The sequence below is a fragment of the Chryseobacterium camelliae genome (assembly GCF_002770595.1).
Classification (GTDB): Bacteria; Bacteroidota; Bacteroidia; order Flavobacteriales; family Weeksellaceae; genus Chryseobacterium; species Chryseobacterium camelliae.
On the sequence record NZ_CP022986.1, the window covers coordinates 3,265,026 to 3,286,425 of the forward strand.

Genomic DNA, 21,400 nt, shown 5'->3' on the forward strand with positions numbered 1-21,400 from the left:
ATTTATGGTTGTTTTGATGTTGTAAATGTTGTCTTACTGAATGACGATGTCGATTGAACGGGCTGTAGGTCTATTCCCATACCTGCTTTAAGGCGGTCATTCACAAGCACCGGCAACCTGCCCGATATTTTAGTCATTCCCTGAATAGCTTTTGCAGCAGCAGTCATAGAGTCATCATTGTTTTCATAAGAGACCAGTACGGTAGAGATTTTTGACAGGTCAATATCTTTCAGTGCGTACGGACTTCCGAAGATATTCAGTATTACCGAATGGTTTCTGCTGAGCTCTGCTAAAATCCTTTTGGATTCAGCTGATATTTTATAAGGTTTGTAAGCAGTGGAATTATCTTTATGGAAACCTACCAGAACCGTTGAATGCGACGGAATGGATTTAATTTCATCTGCTCTTTTAACAATGACGGAAGAACCCATTTCCTGTAGGAAAGTCTGGTAAGGAGCTTCTTCCAGCGGAATATAATAAACCTTCTTGTCTGAAAGTGGCAGCAGCTTCTTTTCGTCTTTCAGTAAAGTAATCGCATTAGAATATAGATTCTGTACCAGTACTTTGTGTGAATCATTATTCAGGTCATGGTTGATATCTTCAGGCTTCACCGAACTGTACCGGGAAAGGCCCAGGAAATATTTGGTCAGCAGAATTTTCTTGACACTTTCTTCTACTCTGGATTGCGGGATTTCCCCATTATCAATCGCTTTCTGAATAAGCTTCTTGCCTTCAGCTACGCCCTGGGAAAAAAGCATGATATCATTACCGGCTCCAAATGCAAGGGCATCCAGTTCGCCCGGTTTATATTTATTGGCAACAGCACCCATATTCAAAGCATCCGTAATAATAAGGCCTTTATAACCCAGCTGCTGTTTCAGTATCCCGGTGATAATGCTTTTAGAGACAGAGGCAGGAATTCCTTTTCCGGATTCAAGGCTGGGAACATATAAATGGGCCACCATCACACCGCCGATACCTTTGTTCATTAAAGTTTTGAAAGGCGCAAGCTCAACCGTATTCAGCCGCTCCACAGAATGGGAAACAACCGGAAGGTCAAGATGGGAATCTGTATTGGTGTCTCCATGCCCGGGGAAATGTTTAATGGCCGCTAAAACCTGGTGGTCCTGCAATCCGCTGGCATAAGGCAATGCTGAATTGATGACATTATTTACTTCTGAACCGAAACTTCTGTTACCGATAATCGGGTTGTCAGGATTGGTATTTACATCCACTACAGGAGCGAAATCCCAGTTGATACCCATCCTGCGGCAGTCTTCAGCGATTTTTGAAGCCATCGTATAAATCAGGGTCTTATCCTGGATCGCCCCTAATGTCATTGCCCATGGAAACTTATGGGCGGCAGCAATCCTCTGATAAATGCCCCATTCTGCATCCATGCCAATCATAAGTGGGACTCTGGATTTCTGCTGGAATTCGTTCAAGAGGCTAATTTCCCTTGCTGCATCATCCTGCATTAGGATCAATCCTCCGATTTTATCATTAACCACAATATTCCTGACCTGGTTAATGTGGTTTTCATCTTTATTGGTGTATAAAGCAACAATAAAAAGCTGTCCAAGCTTTTCATCCTGGGAAAGTGAACGATACGTGGCATCCACCCATTGACGGGCCTGTTCCGTTTCTGCCTTGGTGATATTTTTAGGCGTATACTGTGAAGATACTTGGATAGTAATCAATGAGAATAAAAAAAGTAAAGTACCTGCAGGATTCTTCATAATGATCGAATAAGAACAAAAATACAATTAAAAAATCAGGTTACCGATGTTTTTAAGTTTTTTGGTATATGTTTTGAATATGCCATATCAATAATAATTAAACTTTTTTTGCAATGAAAAAAATAATCCCTCTATTCTTACTGTCCTTCATCAGTTTTTTTGTGACAAGCTGTGATAATAATGACAATGATGCCATACCTGTTCAGAATAACACTGCTTTGGCTCAGATGAAAGACATTACCGGAACTTTTTCAAGCTCTGGCGGATATACGATTTCTCAGGGATTGAATATCCTTAATACGGATGTAGTTCTGGTGTACAGAAATATAAACTCTAATACCAGCTCTTCTGCAATCTGGCAATTATTACCGAAAACTTTTTTCCTTTCTAACGGAAGGGAGCTTGATTATAATTTTATCTTCAATTCTCAGAATGTAGATATTTCTACACAGGCTAATTTTGATCAGGCAACAATGACTTCTGCAGAAGCCAACAAATATCTGATCAACCAAAATTTCAGAATTGTTCTTATTCCGGCTGATCCTGCAGGAAAAGGGGCGAAGGTAGATTACAACGATTACAACAGTGTTATCAAGTTTTATAATATTGATGAGTCTAAAGTAGTTAAAACCAAAGTTAACTAACAACGATATATCTTTTCAGTTTTTTATAATTAAAAAGCTCCGGAATTTATTTCGGAGCTTTGCTTTTATATATGATTCGATTAGTTATCATTGTCATCAAGAAGATGGCCGAAATAATCTTTCTTCGTCTTCAGATACCCTTCACTGATCTCATTGGCAGGAATCCTTAACGGGACTCTGGAATGAAGAAGGATGTTACTGTCAGTTACATATTTTATCTTTTCTGGATTGTTCGTCAGAAGGTTTACTTCTTTTACGCCAAGGATATTCAGGATCTCTATGGCTACAGCAAAATTTCTGTCATCCGCAGGAAGTCCCAATTTAAGATTGGCTTCAACGGTATCAAATCCCTGCTCCTGAAGTGAATAAGCCTTCAGCTTGTTGATAATCCCTATATTTCGTCCTTCCTGACGAAGGTAAATGATTATTCCGCCATGCTCATGGATATACTTCATTGCAGCATCCAACTGCTGACCACATTCACATTTTTTGGAGTGAAAGACTTCACCGGTAATGCATTCTGAATGAAAGCGTACGTTGACCGGTTGTGTAAAGTCTGTATTTTCTGCAATAATAGCCATATGAGGCATCCAGTCGTTTTCATTTTCAGAGAAAGCAAGCATGCGGAAATTGCCATATTCGGTAGGAACATTGGCTTCTGCCTGTATTTTAATCATCATGAACGGTAATGTTTTTTAATTGGATTTTATAGAATCTTCAATCACGGAAATGTTGGTTTTTAGCCGTACCAGATAACGGTTGAGTACTTCATTATCATCTTCGTTCAGGGTATTCCTGAGTCTTTGTACTTTTTTATAAGATTTCTCGAAGTTTTTTACCGCTTTCTTCTTTCCTGAGATATTGTCAGCATCAATGGCAAAAAGATAGTTTTGAAGACTGTATTTAAGGGCAGTAATCTCATTATCCAGAGCCGTATTCTTAAAAGTAGGAAAAGTGGAGATCATATTAGAAATTTCGGAGGCATTGATGTTGTCCCGGATATTGATATCAATGCTTTTTTCAAGACCTCGGTCTGAGTCAGATCCTTTGGAGTCACTGTAAAAGCTGTTTGACAACGGTGAAAAATTAAGTTTTTCCGTTGCGCAGGAAGATGTCAGTGCCGTTAGTATGCCGAAAAAAAATAATTGTCTCATTTTTGCTGCCCCTTTTGATACAGGATTGGGTTAAGACTTTCATCGTTATACATTTTCATTTGTTTGTATACCTTGATCTTAACGTCACCGTTCTCAATATCAGCAAGCAACTGATCTATAGAAGTGCAGAGGTCTTCTTTCTGAGCCAGCAGAACATCCAGTTTAGCCTGGCATTGTGCTCTGTGCTCATCCGAAGCCGATACTCTGTTAGCTTCTAATGACATATGATAAACCTTTAATGCAAGTATCGATAAACGGTCTATAGCCCAGGCTAGGGTTTCCGTATTAAGTTTTGCAGTAGGCTTGGGAACTATATTTTCATACTTTTTCAGGAACCAGCTGTCTATAAACTCCACAAGGTCAGTTCTGTGCTGATTGGAGGAGTCTATCCTTCTTTTTAACTGAAGGGCTTCAGCCGGATCAATATTTTCATCTCTAATTATATCTTCCAAATGCCATTGAACGGTATCAATCCAGTTCTTTGCATACAAAATCCGTTCCAAACTTTCTTTTGGGAATTGATTATTAATTAGAGTGTTAACGTCGTCATATGCATGGTAATCCTCAATAGAAGTATTGAAGATATTCCAGGCAGTCTCTGTAAAATTCATGAATGAGGAAACTTAGTTGGTAGGAGGGGTAGAAGAATTATTGCTGGTAGACGAAGGCTTATCAGAAGTTGGTTTATCTTCCTCTTTCACTGCATCTTTAAACTCTTTGATACCGGAACCTACACCTCTCATCAACTCAGGAATTTTTTTACCTCCGAAAAGTAATACCAGAATTAATACTACGATAAGTATATGCTGCCAGGACAGGGATAGCATTGTTAATGTATTCATCTTAAATTTTTTTACAAAGTTAATCTTTTTTTAGTAAGAAACCCAACCTAAAGGATCAACCGGAGTACTTCCGCTCCATACCTGAAAATCAAGCGTATAAGATCCGTCAAAATCCTGTCCTACAGTCCCTACAGGTGTCCCTGCAGAAACCTGCTGGCCTTTGGAAACATTTACGCTTCCTAAGTTTGAATATATGGTAAAATAGGTTCCGTGTTTTACAATGACAGTCTTCGTTCCGTCATTATTGGCGAGTACAGAAGAAACCGATCCCGGGAACACGCACTTGGCCCGTGTACCGGCAGGAACGGAAATTTTAATTCCGTTGTTCTCTTCAACGATATTCTTGAATACCGGGTGAGGCTGTCTTCCGAAACGGTGGGTCACCTGCCCTTTATCAACAGGAAAACCTAACCTTCCCCTGTTCTCCGCAAAATTATTTCCGGCTGCAGTGGAAACCCCGAAGTTCGTCATGGCCTTTGATTCGGCTGCCTTCTTATCGTCCTCTTTCCTTTTCTCCAGTGCTGCTTCCGCTGCTCTGGCCGCAGTCAGTTTATCTGCTGCTACCTTTGCCTTTGCTGCTGCTTCATCAGAAGCCTTTTTAGCTGCTACCTTTCTGGCTTCATCTCTTGTACTGGCTTCAGCCCTCGCAGCCTCCTCAGTTCGTTTCCTTTCCTCTTCAGCTCTTCTTGCCGCAAGTTCCGAAGCCCTTTTAGCTTCTGCTTCTGCAGCGAGACGTTCCTTTTCAAGAGCTGCAGCCCTCGCTCTGGCCTCAGCCTCTATCCTTGCTTTTTCCCGTTCTGCGGCAATTTTTGCCAGACGGATTTTTTCAGCCTCGGCTTTTCTTCTTGCTTCTTCTTCAGCTTTGGCTTTCCGGATTTCTTCCGCAATGATCGATCTGATCTGTCCCTCCAATGCCTTAGACTGAGCCTGTTTTTGCTTAAGCTCGCCCGTCAGTTTGGATTCATTCTTTTTAAATTCCGCCACCAGTTGCTCTTTTTGAGCTCTTTCAGCATTAATTGTAGTTAAATCCTTTTGCTGGTTGATCAGAAGCATTTCTTTATCTTTTACAGATTTCTGCTTCTGGGCAATGGTATTTTTGATCTGATTGGCAGCACGCGTGATTTCTGCCGCTTTTTTGTCCTGATAATCGGAATACTGCTTCAGGTACTGAACTCTCCTGATCGCCTCCCCCATATTTTTAGCAGAGAGAATAAAGGTTACCTTATTCTGTACCCCTTTATTTTTGTAAGCATTGACAAGCACTTCAGCATAGTTATTCCTCAATACGGAAAGTTCTTTGTTTTGCCGGTTGATTTCCAGCTGACGCAGATAAATATCATCTTCTATAAACCTCTTTTCTTTCTGCGTATTGCTGTATACTTTTTCTCTCAGTACAAGTTTTTTATTGACGTTGGTAAGATAAGCGATTGAGAGTTTAGACTCATTTCTGGTCTTCGCCAGATCCGTATTTATTTGTGCAATTTGTTTTTTAAGTTCGGCATTCTGTTTTTGCAGCTGTTCTTTATCTTTTTGCCCATAATGCAATCCAAACAGCAGAATACCTATTAAAAAGCTAAATTTTTTGATCATTTAATATCGATTTTCTTATAATTAGCTGGAACTGAATAAGCTGTTTCCATCTTAGAAAAATCAAATTTCGTATTTTCCAGCATAATCTGACTGGTTTTTGATCCTTTTATAATTATTTTAACATTTTTTGGCAAACGTAATCCATTATACTCATCCCAATTGCTGTAAGAAATTTGCAGTTCATCCGGCGAAAGGACATCCTTGAGCTCTACGTTCAATAGGTCATAATTGTTATCGTACTGCATGCTGATCTTGTATTCGCGGTTTTTTTCATGGGTTACGATTTTCTGGTTGGCATTGGAAGCCATACGGTAGCCCTGGGCATTTTTGGTCAGGGTAAACTGGGAATCATTGATTTTAACAAAGGTCCTTCCCATCAGGATACGCTGGAGTGCCTGGTAATCTATGAAATTTACATTGAGTAAGTTATTCAGGTATTCGAAATCAGAATCAATATACGATTTATTTGTCCTGTCAAGCCCCTTGATACCTTCCGGCGTTGCAACCCCACGGGCGACATTAATAAATAATGCCGAAAGGTTCATCCACACCTTCTGATTGTTTTCGATATAAATGGTTGCATCTAGGGTAGGGATAAAGCTTCCGGTTTCAACATTCACCTTACTGTTGATTTTGACCTGGTCAAATTTAGGCGGAATAAGGACATGTTCAAAAAAAGTAAGTTTATCCCTTACAGGTTGATTGGCATCCTTAGGATTATCGTTCTGTGTAGATACAGCGATGCTGTCATTGATATTGGTATTTTTCCGGGCAGCATTCCTGGTCTTGCAGGATGATACAGCGAATAATACAAGTAACAGGGGGATCCATCTTTTCATGTACGGGTCTTTATGAATTAAAGTAAAACTTTGCAATATTAACGCCAAACCACACAAAATGTTTTGTGTGGTTTGGGATGATATATCTTTCAACAATAAATGCTGATGTTATTTTGATAAGAAATCCAGAACAGAGTAATCTCCCAATGAGATTTCCCTTGCAACACCGAAGTACTGTGCAGAATTTCCGATCATAGAGTTGGAGAGGTTACCATGGTTGATCTGTGTATTTTCCTGGATCAGGGAATTCTCGATATTGGAATTGATGATCACTGTATTGTTCCCTAAAGAAACGCCCGGGCCTACCTTTGAATTCGATATTTTTACATTTTCACCGATAAAACAAGGCGGGATGATCAGCGAGTTTTCAATCTGTGCGGAAGCAGGAGGGACTGCCATTGCCTCTTTTTCATAAGCAAGGATCTTGCTGTTGGTTTCTACGGTTGCGTTCTTATTTCCGCAGTCCATCCAGTCATTTACTTTTCCCAGGCTGAATTTGGCTCCTTTAGACCTGAGGTTTTCCAAAGCAGTGGTCAACTGGTATTCACCTCCGTTTTTAATATCATGCTCCATGATATAGTTGATTTCATTCATCAGCTTCTCGGCACTGTTAAAGTAATAGATCCCGATAATAGCCAGGTCAGAAACATACGTTTGGGGTTTTTCCACAAAGTCGGTAATGAATCCGTAGTTGTCCAGCTTCACGACTCCGAATGCAGAAGGGTCTTCCACACTTTTTACCCATATGACGCCATCCGAATTCTTATCCAGCTGGAAGTCTGCCCGGAAGAGCGTATCTGCAAAGGCAATAACAACATCGCCGGTCATGGATTTTTCGGCACATTTAATTGCATGTGCAGTTCCCAGTGGGTCATTCTGGTAATATATACTTCCTTTTGCTCCTAATTTTTCAGCAATCTGAATAAGCGATTTTTCAATCTCCGCCCCGAAATCACCGATAATAAAAGCCACCTCATCTATCTCCTCGCCTGCAACCTTCGCAATATCTTCTACCAGCCTCTGTACAATGGGCTTTCCTGCAATGGGGATTAATGGTTTCGGCACTGTTAATGTATGGGGACGCAATCTGGAACCACGTCCTGCCATAGGAACAATAATTTTCATAAATGATACAGTATGTTTTTTTTGTTTAGCTTAGTTTAATTTGATGTAAAGATAGGAATAATACCCTTCCCCGTGGTATAAGCCGGATATGATATGCAACGTTATGGTAAAACATACTATAATATCAGCTTTTCCTGATTCTGGAAAGCAGCATGTCCTTTTCACTATAGATCAGAATACCTGCATATATAAGGAACATCAGGTTGCCGATCCAGAAATTATAATGGAATATATACATGATGAGAAAGCTGAATACCATCAGCAGTCCTATGAACAAGGTCATTTTTTTGATCCTGTAAGGGATCGGATAATATTTCTGTCCCAGCATATAGGACGTCACCATCATGATAAAATAGGCTATGAATGTTACCCAGGCAGAGACCATAAACCCATATTTTTTCAGGAAAATAAGGTTTAGGGCGATAGTAATAATGGCACCCAGCCATGAAATCACCGTGCCCACACGCGTCCTGTCCGTTACTTTATACCAGGTGGAAAAATTATAATAGATCCCAAAGCACAGATTGGCCACTACAATGATGGGAATAATGTCAACCGCTGTCCAGTAGGTGCTGTTAGGAATCAGGATCTGTTTCAGCCATGAGATATTGGCTATGATTCCCATGGCTACTGTTGAAGCAAAGAAAGTAAAATATTCCGTTACTTTTGCATAGGTGTTTTTCGCATTCTCGTTATTCATCTGTTTGAAAAAGAATGGCTCTATCCCCATTCTGTAGGCGGTGACAAAAAGCGTCATCAGTACGGCGAGTTTGTAGCAACCCCCGTAAGCACCGGCATCTTCGCCCGGAATATACCAGATCTGTATGGCTTTGTCAAAATTTTCATTCACCATAAAAGCCAGCCCGGCAATCATGACCGGCCAGGAATACCGGACCATTTTCCTGAACAGGTCCGCAGAAAACTGCAGTCTTACCTTCATAATGACGGGCAGAAGCAGGAGGAAACCTAAAAAGCTTGCCACCAGATTACTGTAGAACGGAAAAGAAACCTTTTCTTTCAGCCCGAATCCTTGTGAAACGTTTAGGGGGATATACAGGAATAACGCAATGGTAATCACAGTCTGGAATAAAGACTGCAATACCCTGACCAGGGAATATTTGATAGGTTTGTTGTTATACCTCAGCCATGCAAAAGGGATGACGCAGAGGTTATCAAAAAAGGCAATCCACGCAAACCAGCGGATATATTCAGGGTTGGCCGAGTACTCCAGGGTATCGGCAATGGACTGGCTGAAAAGCAGGCAGGCCAGCAGGAAAACAGTGGAAAGCCCAAACAGGAACCAAAAAGACGTATTAAAGGTCGTTTTCTGCTGATCTTTTTCTGATGAAAACCGGAAAAATGCGGTTTCGAAGCCAAAAGACAGCATGATATTCACAAAAGAAATCAGTGCATACAGGTTTGAAAATATGGCAAAATCTCTGCTGTCGATCTGGTCGATATATAGAGGGTTAAGGATAAACAAGATGACTCTCGGCATGATGGCCCCGATTCCATAGATGATCGTCTCGTTAAGCAGTTTTTTCAAAATGTGAAATTTTATGCAAATGTAGATAATTACAAATTGATTTTTCCGGAGCCCTGTTAAAATTCATCCATAAACCTTACTTTTGCTTTTATCTGAATCGCAGAGATCAGAAGTTACAAACCGGTCAGGTGCAGAGATCATATTCTCTTGTTTGAACCTCAATCGGCAGCTGACTTCTGACTTCTGATGTTCAGTTGTAAACCTCTAATTCCTCAGTAAAAATGAAGACCTTAATTAAAAATGTTCAGATTGTCAATGAAGGAAAAATCTTCGGGAGCGATGTTCTGATAGATAACGATACCATCTCGAAAGTAGACAGCGAAATCTCTGATGAGGCGGATCTTGTTATTGACGGTTCGGGTAAATACCTTTTGCCCGGGGTCATTGATGACCAGGTTCATTTCCGTGAGCCGGGCCTTACGCACAAAGGCAATATTGAATCTGAGTCCAGATCTGCAATAGCAGGCGGAGTCACCAGCTTTATTGACCAGCCCAATACCGTGCCCAATGCTGTTACCCAGGAACTGCTGGCCGATAAATACAGTATAGCTTCGGAAAGTGCCTATGCAAATTATGGCTTTATGATGGGCGGGACCAATGATAATCTTGAAGAAGTGCTGAAAACAGACCCAAGCAATGTTCCCGGAATCAAATTGTTTTTAGGTTCTTCCACAGGCAATATGCTGGTAGACAACCCGGAAACCCTGGAACGTATTTTCAGCAATACCAAAATGCTGATTGCCGTTCATTGCGAGGACGAAGCCACCATCAGAGCGAATACGCAGCAATATATCGATAAATATGGCCAGGATATCCCGGTGAAGTTCCATCACCTGATCAGAAGTGAGGAGGCCTGCTACAAATCTTCTTCAAAAGCCATTGAACTGGCGGAGAAAACCGGGGCGAGGCTGCATGTCTTCCATTTGTCCACTGCGAAGGAAACTGCACTGTTCAGGAATGATATCCCTTTGAAAGATAAAAAGATCACGGCAGAAGTATGCGTGCATCACCTTACCTTTACCAACGAAGATTACGAAACCAAAGGAGCCCTGATCAAGTGGAACCCTGCGGTAAAAACACAGAAAGATAAAGACGGATTGTGGGAAGCCCTTCTGGATGACAGGATTGATGTAATTGCTACCGACCATGCACCCCATACCTGGGAAGAAAAGCAGAACGTATACACCAAATGTCCTTCCGGAGGACCCTTGGTGCAGCATGCTCTTCCTGTAATGCTTGAAAACTATAAAAACGGAAAGATTTCCCTTGAAAAGATTGTTGAAAAAATGTGCCATAATCCTGCCATCCTTTTCAGGATTTCCAAAAGAGGTTTCGTAAGGGAAGGCTACAAGGCCGATCTGGTGCTGGTTGATCTTAATGACCCGTGGACGGTTGCCAAGGAAAACCTCTTATACCATTGCGGATGGAGCCCTCTTGAAGGGATGGAGCTGCATTCAAAAATCACCCACACTTTTGTCAATGGACATCTGGCGTATGATGAGGGTAAAATCAATGAACAGAAATTCGGGGAGCGATTGCTTTTTGAGGTTCAGGAATAAAAAAAAGACTGCCACGGCAGTCTTTTTTGCTTTATTTTCAGCAGATTAGCATACAGCTCATAATCAGAAATTTTATAATAGGCTCTATTATAAGATATTTATCAACCAATTACAATGCTTTGGATTCCTTTTTCCAGAGCTGTATCCTGGAGTTGAGGAAGACTAAGGCCTTCTGCCCGGACAATAGTGATATCAGTGATGCCTATGAAGCCGAGCACGCTCTTTAAATAAGGAACAACAAAATCATATGACTGATAATCGCCTTCTGAAAAAATAGAGCCGCTGGTTACTGCGATATAAGCCTTTTTATTTTTAACCAGACCTTCAAAACCATTTTCAGAATAGCGGAATGTCATTCCACCCCTTGCAATATGATCAATATAAGCTTTTAAGACTGAAGGAATGCCGAAATTGTAGATAGGAACACTGATCACAATAATATCAGAGGCCTGAAGTTGTTCAATAGCATCATCTGAACGTTTGACCGCTTTATTTTGCTCATCTGTTCTGTTTTCTGCCGGAATAAACCAGGCTTCAACCTGTTCTTCACCCAGGTGCGGGAAAGGGTTTTTCAATAAATCCAGTGTGGTTACCGAATGTTCCGGATAGATATTCTGTAATTTTTCTTCTATAGCATTGCCTAATATTCTGCTTGAAGACCCCTGAATCCTTGAACTCGAACTGATGTGGAGTATGTTTTTCATTTTTTAATACATTAAAGTTTCTTCAGCAAAATTATGTACTTTAGCTTATCAAAAGTTAGTAGTATACCATAGGTTAGCAGTAACCTTTTTGTTAGTTTATCAATAGTGATATGGAAAATGAAGAAACAATCTGCAGAGGAAGCTGCAGTGAAAACCTTTCTGCCGTTGAAGATGCCATTTATGTTATCGGCGGGAAATGGAAACTGAAAATCATCATAGTATTGCAGGAATTCGGAAATGTCCGTTTTAATGAACTGCAGAGAACCATAAGCGGAATTTCTGCAAGAGTCCTGTCCAATGAACTGAAGGATCTGGAACTGAACGGATTTGTGAAACGGATCGTACACAGTGAACAGATGCCGGTTCTGGTGGAATATATTTCTACAGATTACAGCAGAACGCTGAAGCCTGTAATCAGGTCACTTTCAGAATGGGGAAAAACCCATAAACAGAATATTAAGGCAGACGCTTTTTAGGCACTGTAAAAGTGGTTTTCGATGATAAAAAAGACTGCCATACAGCAGTCTTTTTTTTGATCATATATCAGGAAATAGATGGTTACTTCGCTTTTGCGCTCATATAAAAGCTCAGCGTACCTCCTTTCATGATATCGGAATGCCTGAGCGTAAAATCTTTTATTTCCTTTCCGTTCAGGAGAATTTTTTTTACATATACATTTTCCTGACTTTGGCCCAGAGCTTCGATGCTGAATGTTTTCCCGTTTTCTAAATTCAGAACGGCAGAATCAACAGCAGGGCTTCCGAGAGCATAATCCTCGGATCCTGGAGTAACAGGATAGAAGCCTAATGAGCTCAGGATATACCAGGCACTCATCTGTCCGGTGTCATCATTGCCTCCCAATCCGTCTGGAGTAGCCTTATACTGCATATTTAAAATCCTTCTCACCTGAGCCTGGGTTTTCCAGGGCTGCCCGGCCCAATTATAAAGGTAGGCAACATGATGGGCCGGTTCATTCCCGTGGACATAACCACCGATGATCCCTTCACGGGTAATATCTTCCGTATCAGCGAAAAATTCGTCCGGAAGGTGCATGGTAAACAGCTCATCCAGTCTTGAAGCAAACTTTTTCTTTCCGCCCATAATTTTAATGAGTTCTTCCGGATTCTGAGGGACAAAAAAACTGTAATTCCAGGAGTTCCCTTCAATGAAACCCTGCCCGTGGGTACTTAGTGCATTGAAATCTGCCTTAAAGCTTCCATCCTGTAATCGGGGCCGCATAAAGCCTGTACTTTTGTCGAAATTGTTTTTCCAGTTCTCTGATCTTCTGATAAACCGATTATAGACTTCAGTTTCTCCTAAATGCTTGGCCAGATGTGCGATGGCCCAGTCATCATACGCATATTCCAGGGTATTGGACACTGAGGTTCCGTTTTTTTCGGCAGGAATATAGCCTTTGTCAATATAATATCCGATGCCTTCATAATCCCTTTTATCAGCAGTTTCTACACAGGCTTTCAGGGCCTCATGCGGATCACCGGAATAATTGCCTTTAATGATGGCATCAGCCACTACGCTGACACTATGATAGCCACTCATGCACCAGTTATCGTTGGCATAATGCGACCAGATCGGAAGCATCTTCATGGAAAACTGGCGGTAATGGGCCATCATAGACTGCACCATATCATTATTTCTTTTCGGCTGGATGATGTTAAAGAACGGATGGAGGGCCCGGTAGGTGTCCCAGATCGAAAATGTGGTGTAATTCGTGAATGTGCCGGCCTTGTGAATGTTCTGGTCCAGGCCTTTATATTCACCGTTAACATCCATATACGTGGTAGGATTGATGAATGTATGATACATGGCTGTGTAAAAACTAATCTTGGTATCCTCGGAACCCCGGATGGCAATTTTGCCAAGCTCCTTATCCCATTGTTCCTGAGCCTGTTCTTTTATCTGGTCGAAAGAAAGGTTTCCGGTTTCCTTTTCTAAATTTTCCAGGGCGTTGGCCTGGCTGACAGGCGAAATGGCTAGCCTGATTTCGATAGGTTCATTTTCAGAGGTCGTGAAATCAAAATACATCTTGATGTTTTTGCCGGCGATTTCCGGGAAATTTCTGGTCTGGTCGAATTTCCTCCAGAATCCATTGTATACCTGTTTTCCGTCGTAGTTTTTCTGTCCGTAGGATTTGAACGGCTTGGAAAATTTCATGGCAAAATAAACGGTTCTTGTTCTTGCCCAGCCATTAGTCTGGCGGTATCCTGTTACGGTTGTATTATTTTCCACACGGGCATAGGTCCAGATATTTTTTCCGTCATAATTGTATATTCCTGCCATCAGGTCAAAAATAATATGGGCCTGGTCAGACTTTGGGAAGGTGTAACGGTGAACGCCGGTTCTCGTTGTAGCTGTCAGTTCTGCCAGGATGTGGTCATCGTCCAGCTGTACCCGGTAATACCCTGCTTCCGCTTTTTCGTTCTGATGCGAAAACCTGCTCCGGTACCCTTTTTCGGGATCAGATGCCGTACCGGGATTCAGTTGCAGCGGTCCGGTGGTCGGCATGATCAGGAAATCCCCGAGATCAGAATGGCCGGTTCCGCTGAAATGCGTAGCACTGAAGCCTACAATCGTCTTATCTTCATACCGGTATCCAGCGCAGTATTTATAAACGTCGCCGTTGTATTTTCCGTTGACGGCATAAGACAAAGTATCCGTTTCCGGGCTTAGCTGAACAGCCCCGAACGGGACGGTTGCACCGGGATAGGTATGGCCCATTTTTTCGGTTCCGATCAGCGGATTGACATAATAAACGGGTCTTTCAGGTTGCTGGGATTTATAATATGAAATGAAATTTATAAAAATCAGTAAAAAATAAATTTTATGATGTTTCATTGGTGAATAAAATTTTAAAAGCTAAAAATAGCTAAAAATAAATCAACAATGATGATTCCTGCTCAGAAAGCAGTCCCGGTGAATGCGCATCACTCTTTTCAGACAAGAATTTAACGGTGAGAAATAATAATTTTCTTACCGATCTCGGTTTGCCCTGTCTTCAGTTTTAAAATATAATTTCCTTCTGTAACGGCGGAAACATTGATCTCGAGCCGGTTGGAAATCAGCTTCTCTGTTTGCTGAAGAATAATCCTTCCGCTCATATCTAAGATCTGGTATTGTATATTATTTTCCTTTCTTTGTTCAAAATCAACGTAAATATACTGGCTTGCCGGAACCGGATAAACCTTTATTCCCTGATCTGAAATGACCTCTGATGTTCCAAGGTTACTGCAAACCGTGCTTGCTTTCTGCGCTCCGGTAATCACATCCACCTTCTGGCTTCCTGTAACGTAATAATCAAGTTCGGAAGTAATCATCAGGCTGGTGGTCGCTCCAAGCCAGTCCTGCAGCAGCGAAGCGAAAATCTGCCGGTAATCATACCTTCTCTGGTTCTGGTTGTAATAAAAGCTGGTCTGATTGGTAAATACAGGATGATCTCCTAAAATTCCTGCCGCTGCAGCATTACCGATCACAAAAAACGGGGCCAGGTCCCCATGATCTGTTCCCGTACTTCCATTTTCCCGTACCTGCCTTCCGAATTCGCTGAATGTAACGGTCATTATCTTGTCTGCAATGCCGAGCTGCTGGATATCTGCCTGGAAGGCTGCAACAGAACCGGCAATATCCCCAAGGAGATTGGCATGCGTACCCAGATGAGGGCTTCCTGACTGTACCTGATTCACGTGGGTGTCGAATCCGCTTAGGTTAACCTGGAAAATTTTGGTTTTGCTTCCCCCTTTGATCATTCTGGCAACGGTTTTCAGCTGTTTTGCCAAAGAAGAGTTAGGATATGCTGCAGCAGAATTATTTCCGGCATTGAAGACCTGCATTACACGGTCATAATAAGCATCCATACTTGCTGCAATACTCTTTACATAGGCCAAAAGGTCATTATACTCTGAAGTAACCAGCTTTAAGGTGCTGAAAATGCTGGATTGGAAGCCGGTAAGGTTATACTCAATGTTTTTTTCCGTTGTATGCTCATAGAACAGGCATGGATTAAGATTTCCCATCTGTATGGCAAGCGGATCCGGGTTGAGAGTCGTCGGGTTTCCTGCAAGACCCGGATACAGCGAGCCCAGAAACCGGCCGAATATTCCATCCAGGAGATCAGAATTGACACTGCCGTCCTTACCTGCAAACATAAGGTTTTCTGATCTGAAGTGTGAGTAGTTGGGGTTTGGATATCCCACTCCGTTCATAAGCAGGAGTTTGCCGGAATCATAAAGGCTTTTAAAGCCGGTCATTGAAGGATTCAGGCCGACAAGTTTACCGGAAGCTACTGTACTGTCCAGCGGAATATAGCTTCCGGTCCCTGTACTGGCAATCTTAATGTTTGGCCTCAGCGCAGCATAGGTGCTGTACTGGCTTATAGGAATCACGGTATTGAGCCCGTCATTGGCACCGGCCAGCCTGAGAATAACCAAAACCCTGTCATTAACAGTATCGCAGCTGAGCTGCAGATCCAGAAACTGGTTCATAAACCTTGAAGGCATACCATTGAGATAAAACGGTGCACCAATACCTCCGAGAGAAACTAATCTTAAAAAATCTTTTCTGTTCATGGTCTTAGATGATTTGAAATTCAGGCGATTTAATAATCGCTTTTACCAGTCTGTCTATAGGGATTTTCACATTGTTGGCATTCCCCGTACTGATGTAGTTGTTCCATTCATTGAGCCAGTTGATCGTGCTGAGGTTATTCAGAAATACATTTTTGAAATAATTGTAACGGTCGCCGGTAGGCACTTCCACAAACATCATCTGCAGAAATTCGGTAACCAGTGTATCTGTATCGCCCGGATTAGAAAAATAGCCGCTGTCTTTTACAAACGGAGCGTTGTACAGTTTAAAGGTGAAACCGTTATAAGTCAGCCCGTTGATCAGGTAGTCAATCGTATTGTTGTACCGTATCCTGAGGGAAGAAGTGGTAATCCAGTTTTTGTCATAATTAGGGCTGCTTGAATATCCTGAGTAGCCGTTGACCGATTGCGGCCTGAAAACCGGCATTCCGGCATTGGAAGCATAATTGGTCACAACGCCCATCAGGCTGTGTATCGCGGAGGGGTTGGCAGTATATAACGGGATCTGAAGATTAAGCAGCGAAAACATATGAAGGTACAGCTCAACAGGATTTCTTATGATGTTTCCGATGGTCTGATCACCGGCCACACTGTCTTCTTCATCATAAAAATGTTTGCTTTTCAGAAGTGTGGTAATGGCAGGGATGATATTATAGTTGTCAGTTTTAAGCGCTGCTGCAAGTGGGACAATAATCCCTGTTTCTATAGCCGAAGTAATTTCCCTACCCACGAAATAGCGGTAGATCCTTCTGCAGTATGCTTTTGCCGTTTCATCTTTGTCAAAAATCATATTGATATAATTCTGAAGCTCTGTTTTAATGGTTGCTTCGGTAGTGCCTCCGGGAATAGATTGTGAACCGAATGCGGCAGAAAAAGTTTTGGTTCCCGTATCATGGTTATTTACTTTAACCTGTCCGGTAGGAATTTGGGTAACAGAATCTACAGAAGTAAGCCTGGCTGTCTTATCAAGATGTATGGATGAGGTCAGTGAAAAACCCGTCAACACCCTCGCTGCCTGCTGTACATCAGTTTCCGTATAATTGGTGTAGTTTCCGGTAGCAATCTGCGGACCTTTTAAAATGGTAAAAAGCTCTAGGAATTCCCGTGCATAATTCTGATTGGGGCTGGTGTTCTGATTTAGATTGTTATTGAGATACAGCAGCATTCTTGGGTTCTGAGTGACTCGTACGGCAAGATCTTTAAGGCTGCCGTTGACATGAAATCTTAAAAGCTCTTTATAATCAAAATTAATCCAGAAAGAAGCATCATCGTCAGCAATAAAAAGGATGTGCAGAAAGTAGGCGATTTTATGTTGTGCCGAGGGATCTTTAAGAGCGGAATATAGCCACCAGTAGAGATCATTTCTTACACTGTTGGCTGTATTCTGTGTATCAGTAATATTGGGACTGGCTGATGTAGGGACAATGGTCTCACCAGCATTATTAAGAGGCGAGGGAGGAACAGGATTGCTGAAATTAAATAATTCTGTCAGTGCCTGCTGTGGAGTCTTGACAGCTAAGTCCAGAATTCTGGCTTTCGTAATGTTGTAAGTGGTGCGTCTCAGGAGATGATAGGCATTTGCAAATCCCAGCGCATTGGTTTTAGGCGTTAGACTCGGCATGGCAATGAGTATTTTGAAACAAATGTACGTTTTTAATGAATATGTGGTATTTTTATATTGAAATTAATATAATTTTAATATAAATAATACATAAGTGTCTAATAATTGATTTTAGTCTTTGCCAATGGAATGTTGCTGTGATTGATATATAAGGCATAGTTTTTCACTCAGCAGAAACAAATATTTGTGCTACATTTACGGAATACATCATACTTATTAAAGTTCTCAAATATTATTAAACAATACATTTATGAATCTGTACACACAGCCAATGCTCCGCGAAGGAGCCCTTAAAGATAAAGTTGCTATTGTAACCGGCGGCGGAAGCGGCCTGGGAAAAGCCATGACCAGGTATTTCCTGGAACTGGGCGCAAAGGTCGTTATCACTTCCAGGAATCTTGAGAAACTCCAGGTAACTGCCGGAGAGCTGGAAGAACAGACCGGCGGCAAAGTGCTTTGTGTAGCCTGTGACGTTAGAAACTGGGATGAGGTGGAAGCGATGAAGGAAGCAACGCTCGCAGCATTCGGCAAAATTGATATCCTGCTGAACAATGCTGCAGGAAACTTTATATCTCCTACAGAGCGCCTTACGCATTCTGCTTTCGATTCCATTCTGGATATCGTTCTTAAAGGCACCAAAAACTGTACACTTTCCATTGGAAAGCACTGGATCGATTCAAAAACATCCGGGACGGTTCTTAATATCGTTACGACCTATTCCTGGACGGGATCTGCCTATGTTGTGCCTTCTGCCTGTGCCAAAGCCGGTGTCCTGGCAATGACCCGTTCTCTTGCTGTGGAATGGGCCAAATATGGCATCCGTTTTAATGCTATTGCACCGGGACCGTTCCCTACCAAAGGAGCATGGGACAGGCTGCTTCCCGGAGACCTTCAGGAAAAATTCGATATGAAGAAGAAAGTGCCTTTAAGAAGGGTAGGTGAACATCAGGAGCTGGCCAATCTTGCGGCTTATCTGGTGTCGGACTATTCTGCCTATATGAACGGAGAGGTAGTTACGATAGATGGAGGCGAGTGGCTTCAGGGAGCTGGAGAGTTCAATATGCTGGAAGACGTTCCTCAGGAAATGTGGGATGCCCTGGAAGCCATGATCAAAGCAAAGAAGTCAAACTGATTTTCTGAAATATAACAGCACGCATGCTGTAACAATCTGCCGTCTTCCGCAACCTATTGCATAAGCTATAAAAAATAATTTCAATGAACCTTAGATCCCGAATTCTGGTTCCTGCACTGGCCGCTCTGTTTTTTACATCTGCCTACGCCCAGGAAGCTCCCAAGTATGATTACACAGAAGCCTTCAAGCCTTTTTTCTATCCCCAGACCGGTACGGAAACCCGCTCGGCAAGCGGACAGCCCGGGCATGCCTATTGGCAGAATGCCGTGAACTACAACCTGGATATCTCCCTCAATGATGCGCAGGACGAACTTACGGGAACCGCAGAGATCACCTATACCAATAACAGTCCGGATACTATGGGGTTCCTTTGGCTGCAATTAGATCAGAACCTGTTTAAGAAGGATTCCAGAGGAAATGCGCTGGTACCGTTATCCGGAAGCAGGAACGGGGCGCATGGAGAGGATTTTGACGGAGGTTACCGTATAAAATCCGTTAAGCTGGATGGGAAAGATGTAAAATATACGGTTACTGATACCAGGATGCAGATCGATCTTCCGAAAGAGCTGAAATCCAGAGGCGGGGTAGCAAAAATAAAAATAGAATATTCATTCAAGTCTCCGCAATACGGATCAGACAGGATGGGAATCCAGGATACCAAAAACGGAAAGATCTTTACCATCGCTCAGTGGTATCCGAGAATGTGTGTGTATGATGATGTACTCGGCTGGAATACCATGCCTTACCTGGGTGCCTCTGAATTCTATCTGGAATACGGAGACATCACGGCCAACATCACAGTGCCGGCAAATCATTATGTCGTTGCTTCCGGAGAGCTTCTTAATGCGAAGGAAGTGTATACCAGAGAACAGAATAGCCGTTGGGATCAGGCCAGGAACAGTGACAAAACGGTGATGATCCGCCCTGAATCCGAAATCGGAAAAGCCCAGCCGGCCGGAACCAAAACCTGGAAGTTCAGGATAAACCAGGCCCGGGACTTTGCATGGGCATCTTCAGCCGCTTTTATCCTGGATGCAGCAAGGATCAATCTTCCCGGAGGAAAGAAATCATTGGCGATCTCAGCGTATCCTGCTGAAAGTGCCGGTGAAAAAGCATGGGGAAGATCCACGGAATATACCAAAGCAGCCATTGAGCATTATTCTGCCAAATGGTATGGATATACGTATCCTGCCGCTACCAACGTAGCAGGAAATGAGGGCGGAATGGAATATCCGGGAATTGTATTCTGCCATATGGATTCCAAGGGTGAGGACCTTTGGGGAGTTACCGACCATGAGTTCGGGCACAACTGGTTTCCGATGATTGTAGGTTCCAATGAGCGATTGTTTGCCTGGATGGACGAAGGGTTCAATACCTTTATTAATGAATTGTCCACAGAAGCCTTCAATAAAGGAGAATATTACCGGAAGAAGAATATAGCCCAGATGGGAGGCTATATTATGAGCGATAATTTTGAGCCGATCATGGTAGGTCCGGATAATATGAAGGAAAACAGCATCGGCGTTCTGGCATATTATAAGCCCGGAATGGGATTGCAGATCCTCAGGGAATCAATCTTAGGGCCGGAGAAATTCGATAAGGCATTCAGGACATATATTGACCGTTGGGCATTTAAGCACCCTACGCCATGGGATTTTTTCCATACCATGGAAAATGTTTCCGGGGAAGAACTGAACTGGTTCTGGAGAGGCTGGTTTATGAACAAATGGAAAATAGACCAGGCGGTTAAAAATGTAAAATATGTAAACGGAGATTTCAAGAGCGGAGCTGAGATCACGGTGGAAAACCTTGGCCAGCTGCCTATGCCTACTACCGTACAGGTGAAGTTTAAGGACGGGACTGCACAGGTCGTGAAATTACCTGTAGAAGTCTGGAAGCGTAATAAAGAGTGGACATTTAAAGTAAATTCTGTGAAAGAAATTGAGCAGGTGAAGCTGGATCCGGAATCTGCCATCCCGGATACCAACAGCAAGAATAATGTATGGACCTGGGATTCGACGCAGTCTAAGCCGGTAGAGAAAATTAATGTAAAAGATTTTACCGGAACATTCGGCAGCAAACAAGTTCCTATAAAAATTACATTTGTGGAGAAAAACAACCAGCTATATGCCCAGGCAACCGGACAACCGGAATTTCCACTGGAATATACCGGTGATCGCACCTTTACGTTTGAGCAGGCACAGATCTCCCTCAAATTCAGCCAGGACAGGAAGACCATTACATTCTCCCAGGGCGGCAGGGATTTCACCTTCACGAAAGAATAAAATGAGAAGACCATCACGATCA

General features: G+C 42.4%; 18 protein-coding genes. 5 read left to right on the plus strand and 13 right to left on the minus strand.

What is annotated here, in order from left to right; all coding sequences use genetic code 11:
• Positions 1–2: 2 nt before the first annotated feature.
• Positions 3–1,739: a glycoside hydrolase family 3 protein gene (locus tag CGB83_RS15150; protein WP_100076557.1), complete on the minus strand. Its 1,737-nt coding sequence runs from the start codon at positions 1,737–1,739 to the stop codon at positions 3–5.
• A 113-nt stretch (positions 1,740–1,852) separates the two neighbouring features.
• Between CGB83_RS15150 and CGB83_RS15155 the strand changes: the two genes are divergently transcribed.
• The gene (locus CGB83_RS15155) at positions 1,853–2,383 is read left to right on the plus strand and encodes a hypothetical protein (RefSeq protein ID WP_100076558.1); all 531 of its coding nucleotides are present in this window, start codon (positions 1,853–1,855) and stop codon (positions 2,381–2,383) included.
• A gap of 80 nt (positions 2,384–2,463) precedes the next feature.
• On the opposite strand, the gene ribA is transcribed toward CGB83_RS15155, so the two are convergent.
• The 8 genes from ribA to CGB83_RS15195 form a co-directional block, all read right to left on the minus strand.
• A complete protein-coding gene (gene ribA / locus CGB83_RS15160; RefSeq protein ID WP_100077612.1) occupies positions 2,464–3,060 on the minus strand; it encodes a GTP cyclohydrolase II in 597 nt (198 codons plus the stop codon).
• Between the two features lie 18 nt (positions 3,061–3,078).
• Positions 3,079–3,537: a hypothetical protein gene (locus CGB83_RS15165; protein WP_100076559.1), complete on the minus strand. Its 459-nt coding sequence runs from the start codon at positions 3,535–3,537 to the stop codon at positions 3,079–3,081.
• Entirely contained in the window at positions 3,534–4,148 is a 615-nt protein-coding gene (locus tag CGB83_RS15170; RefSeq protein ID WP_100076560.1) for a DUF4254 domain-containing protein, read from the minus strand. Before CGB83_RS15170 ends, CGB83_RS15165 begins: the two co-directional genes overlap by 4 nt.
• 12 nt (positions 4,149–4,160) lie before the next feature.
• A complete protein-coding gene (locus CGB83_RS15175) occupies positions 4,161–4,379 on the minus strand; it encodes a twin-arginine translocase TatA/TatE family subunit (RefSeq protein WP_100076561.1) in 219 nt (72 codons plus the stop codon).
• A gap of 30 nt (positions 4,380–4,409) precedes the next feature.
• On the minus strand, positions 4,410–5,969 hold the full coding sequence (locus tag CGB83_RS15180; protein ID WP_100076562.1) for a peptidoglycan DD-metalloendopeptidase family protein: 1,560 nt from the start codon (positions 5,967–5,969) through the stop codon (positions 4,410–4,412).
• Positions 5,966–6,808 (minus strand): lipoprotein insertase outer membrane protein LolB1, encoded by an 843-nt coding sequence (gene lolB1, locus CGB83_RS15185; protein ID WP_100076563.1) that lies wholly within the window; start codon positions 6,806–6,808, stop codon positions 5,966–5,968. Before lolB1 ends, CGB83_RS15180 begins: the two co-directional genes overlap by 4 nt.
• 108 nt (positions 6,809–6,916) lie before the next feature.
• On the minus strand, positions 6,917–7,933 hold the full coding sequence (locus tag CGB83_RS15190) for a sugar phosphate nucleotidyltransferase (protein WP_100076564.1): 1,017 nt from the start codon (positions 7,931–7,933) through the stop codon (positions 6,917–6,919).
• 124 nt (positions 7,934–8,057) lie between these two features.
• Entirely contained in the window at positions 8,058–9,479 is a 1,422-nt protein-coding gene (locus tag CGB83_RS15195; protein WP_100076565.1) for a lipopolysaccharide biosynthesis protein, read from the minus strand.
• Between the two features lie 221 nt (positions 9,480–9,700).
• Here CGB83_RS15195 and CGB83_RS15200 point away from each other — a divergent pair, with 221 nt between their 5' ends.
• Positions 9,701–11,038 (plus strand): dihydroorotase, encoded by a 1,338-nt coding sequence (locus CGB83_RS15200; protein WP_100076566.1) that lies wholly within the window; start codon positions 9,701–9,703, stop codon positions 11,036–11,038.
• Between the two features lie 101 nt (positions 11,039–11,139).
• Here the strand turns inward: CGB83_RS15200 and CGB83_RS15205 are convergent, their stop codons facing one another.
• Positions 11,140–11,742 (minus strand): FMN-dependent NADH-azoreductase, encoded by a 603-nt coding sequence (locus CGB83_RS15205; RefSeq protein WP_100076567.1) that lies wholly within the window; start codon positions 11,740–11,742, stop codon positions 11,140–11,142.
• Between the two features lie 110 nt (positions 11,743–11,852).
• Here CGB83_RS15205 and CGB83_RS15210 point away from each other — a divergent pair, with 110 nt between their 5' ends.
• Positions 11,853–12,218 carry a winged helix-turn-helix transcriptional regulator gene (locus CGB83_RS15210; protein WP_100076568.1) on the plus strand — a complete coding sequence of 122 codons (366 nt, stop codon included), beginning with the start codon at positions 11,853–11,855 and terminating at the stop codon, positions 12,216–12,218.
• Between the two features lie 82 nt (positions 12,219–12,300).
• Here the strand turns inward: CGB83_RS15210 and CGB83_RS15215 are convergent, their stop codons facing one another.
• From CGB83_RS15215 to CGB83_RS15225, 3 genes are all read right to left on the minus strand, one after another.
• On the minus strand, positions 12,301–14,595 hold the full coding sequence (locus CGB83_RS15215; protein WP_100076569.1) for a GH92 family glycosyl hydrolase: 2,295 nt from the start codon (positions 14,593–14,595) through the stop codon (positions 12,301–12,303).
• Positions 14,596–14,705: 110 nt separating this feature from the next.
• Complete coding sequence (locus CGB83_RS15220) at positions 14,706–16,322, minus strand: DUF1501 domain-containing protein (RefSeq protein ID WP_100076570.1); 1,617 nt, start codon at positions 16,320–16,322, stop codon at positions 14,706–14,708.
• Positions 16,323–16,326: 4 nt separating this feature from the next.
• Positions 16,327–17,961 carry a DUF1800 family protein gene (locus CGB83_RS15225; protein ID WP_100076571.1) on the minus strand — a complete coding sequence of 545 codons (1,635 nt, stop codon included), beginning with the start codon at positions 17,959–17,961 and terminating at the stop codon, positions 16,327–16,329.
• A 250-nt stretch (positions 17,962–18,211) separates the two neighbouring features.
• Between CGB83_RS15225 and CGB83_RS15230 the strand changes: the two genes are divergently transcribed.
• Together CGB83_RS15230 and CGB83_RS15235 are read left to right on the plus strand one after the other, a co-directional pair.
• A complete protein-coding gene (locus CGB83_RS15230) occupies positions 18,212–19,093 on the plus strand; it encodes an SDR family oxidoreductase (protein ID WP_100076572.1) in 882 nt (293 codons plus the stop codon).
• A gap of 83 nt (positions 19,094–19,176) precedes the next feature.
• Complete coding sequence (locus tag CGB83_RS15235) at positions 19,177–21,378, plus strand: M1 family metallopeptidase (RefSeq protein ID WP_100076573.1); 2,202 nt, start codon at positions 19,177–19,179, stop codon at positions 21,376–21,378.
• Positions 21,379–21,400: the final 22 nt, after the last annotated feature.

Bases quoted from the DNA above. Each gene is read 5' to 3' on its own strand.
- CGB83_RS15150 (WP_100076557.1), bottom strand. From the start codon at position 1,739: ATGAAGAATCCTGCAGGTACTTTACTTTTTTTATTCTCATTGATTACT.
- CGB83_RS15155 (WP_100076558.1), top strand. From the start codon at position 1,853: ATGAAAAAAATAATCCCTCTATTCTTACTGTCCTTCATCAGTTTTTTT.
- ribA (WP_100077612.1), bottom strand. From the start codon at position 3,060: ATGATTAAAATACAGGCAGAAGCCAATGTTCCTACCGAATATGGCAAT.
- CGB83_RS15165 (WP_100076559.1), bottom strand. From the start codon at position 3,537: ATGAGACAATTATTTTTTTTCGGCATACTAACGGCACTGACATCTTCC.
- CGB83_RS15170 (WP_100076560.1), bottom strand. From the start codon at position 4,148: ATGAATTTTACAGAGACTGCCTGGAATATCTTCAATACTTCTATTGAG.
- CGB83_RS15175 (WP_100076561.1), bottom strand. From the start codon at position 4,379: ATGAATACATTAACAATGCTATCCCTGTCCTGGCAGCATATACTTATC.
- CGB83_RS15180 (WP_100076562.1), bottom strand. From the start codon at position 5,969: ATGATCAAAAAATTTAGCTTTTTAATAGGTATTCTGCTGTTTGGATTG.
- lolB1 (WP_100076563.1), bottom strand. From the start codon at position 6,808: ATGAAAAGATGGATCCCCCTGTTACTTGTATTATTCGCTGTATCATCC.
- CGB83_RS15190 (WP_100076564.1), bottom strand. From the start codon at position 7,933: ATGAAAATTATTGTTCCTATGGCAGGACGTGGTTCCAGATTGCGTCCC.
- CGB83_RS15200 (WP_100076566.1), top strand. From the start codon at position 9,701: ATGAAGACCTTAATTAAAAATGTTCAGATTGTCAATGAAGGAAAAATC.
- CGB83_RS15205 (WP_100076567.1), bottom strand. From the start codon at position 11,742: ATGAAAAACATACTCCACATCAGTTCGAGTTCAAGGATTCAGGGGTCT.
- CGB83_RS15210 (WP_100076568.1), top strand. From the start codon at position 11,853: ATGGAAAATGAAGAAACAATCTGCAGAGGAAGCTGCAGTGAAAACCTT.
- CGB83_RS15215 (WP_100076569.1), bottom strand. From the start codon at position 14,595: ATGAAACATCATAAAATTTATTTTTTACTGATTTTTATAAATTTCATT.
- CGB83_RS15220 (WP_100076570.1), bottom strand. From the start codon at position 16,322: ATGAACAGAAAAGATTTTTTAAGATTAGTTTCTCTCGGAGGTATTGGT.
- CGB83_RS15225 (WP_100076571.1), bottom strand. From the start codon at position 17,961: ATGCCGAGTCTAACGCCTAAAACCAATGCGCTGGGATTTGCAAATGCC.
- CGB83_RS15230 (WP_100076572.1), top strand. From the start codon at position 18,212: ATGAATCTGTACACACAGCCAATGCTCCGCGAAGGAGCCCTTAAAGAT.
- CGB83_RS15235 (WP_100076573.1), top strand. From the start codon at position 19,177: ATGAACCTTAGATCCCGAATTCTGGTTCCTGCACTGGCCGCTCTGTTT.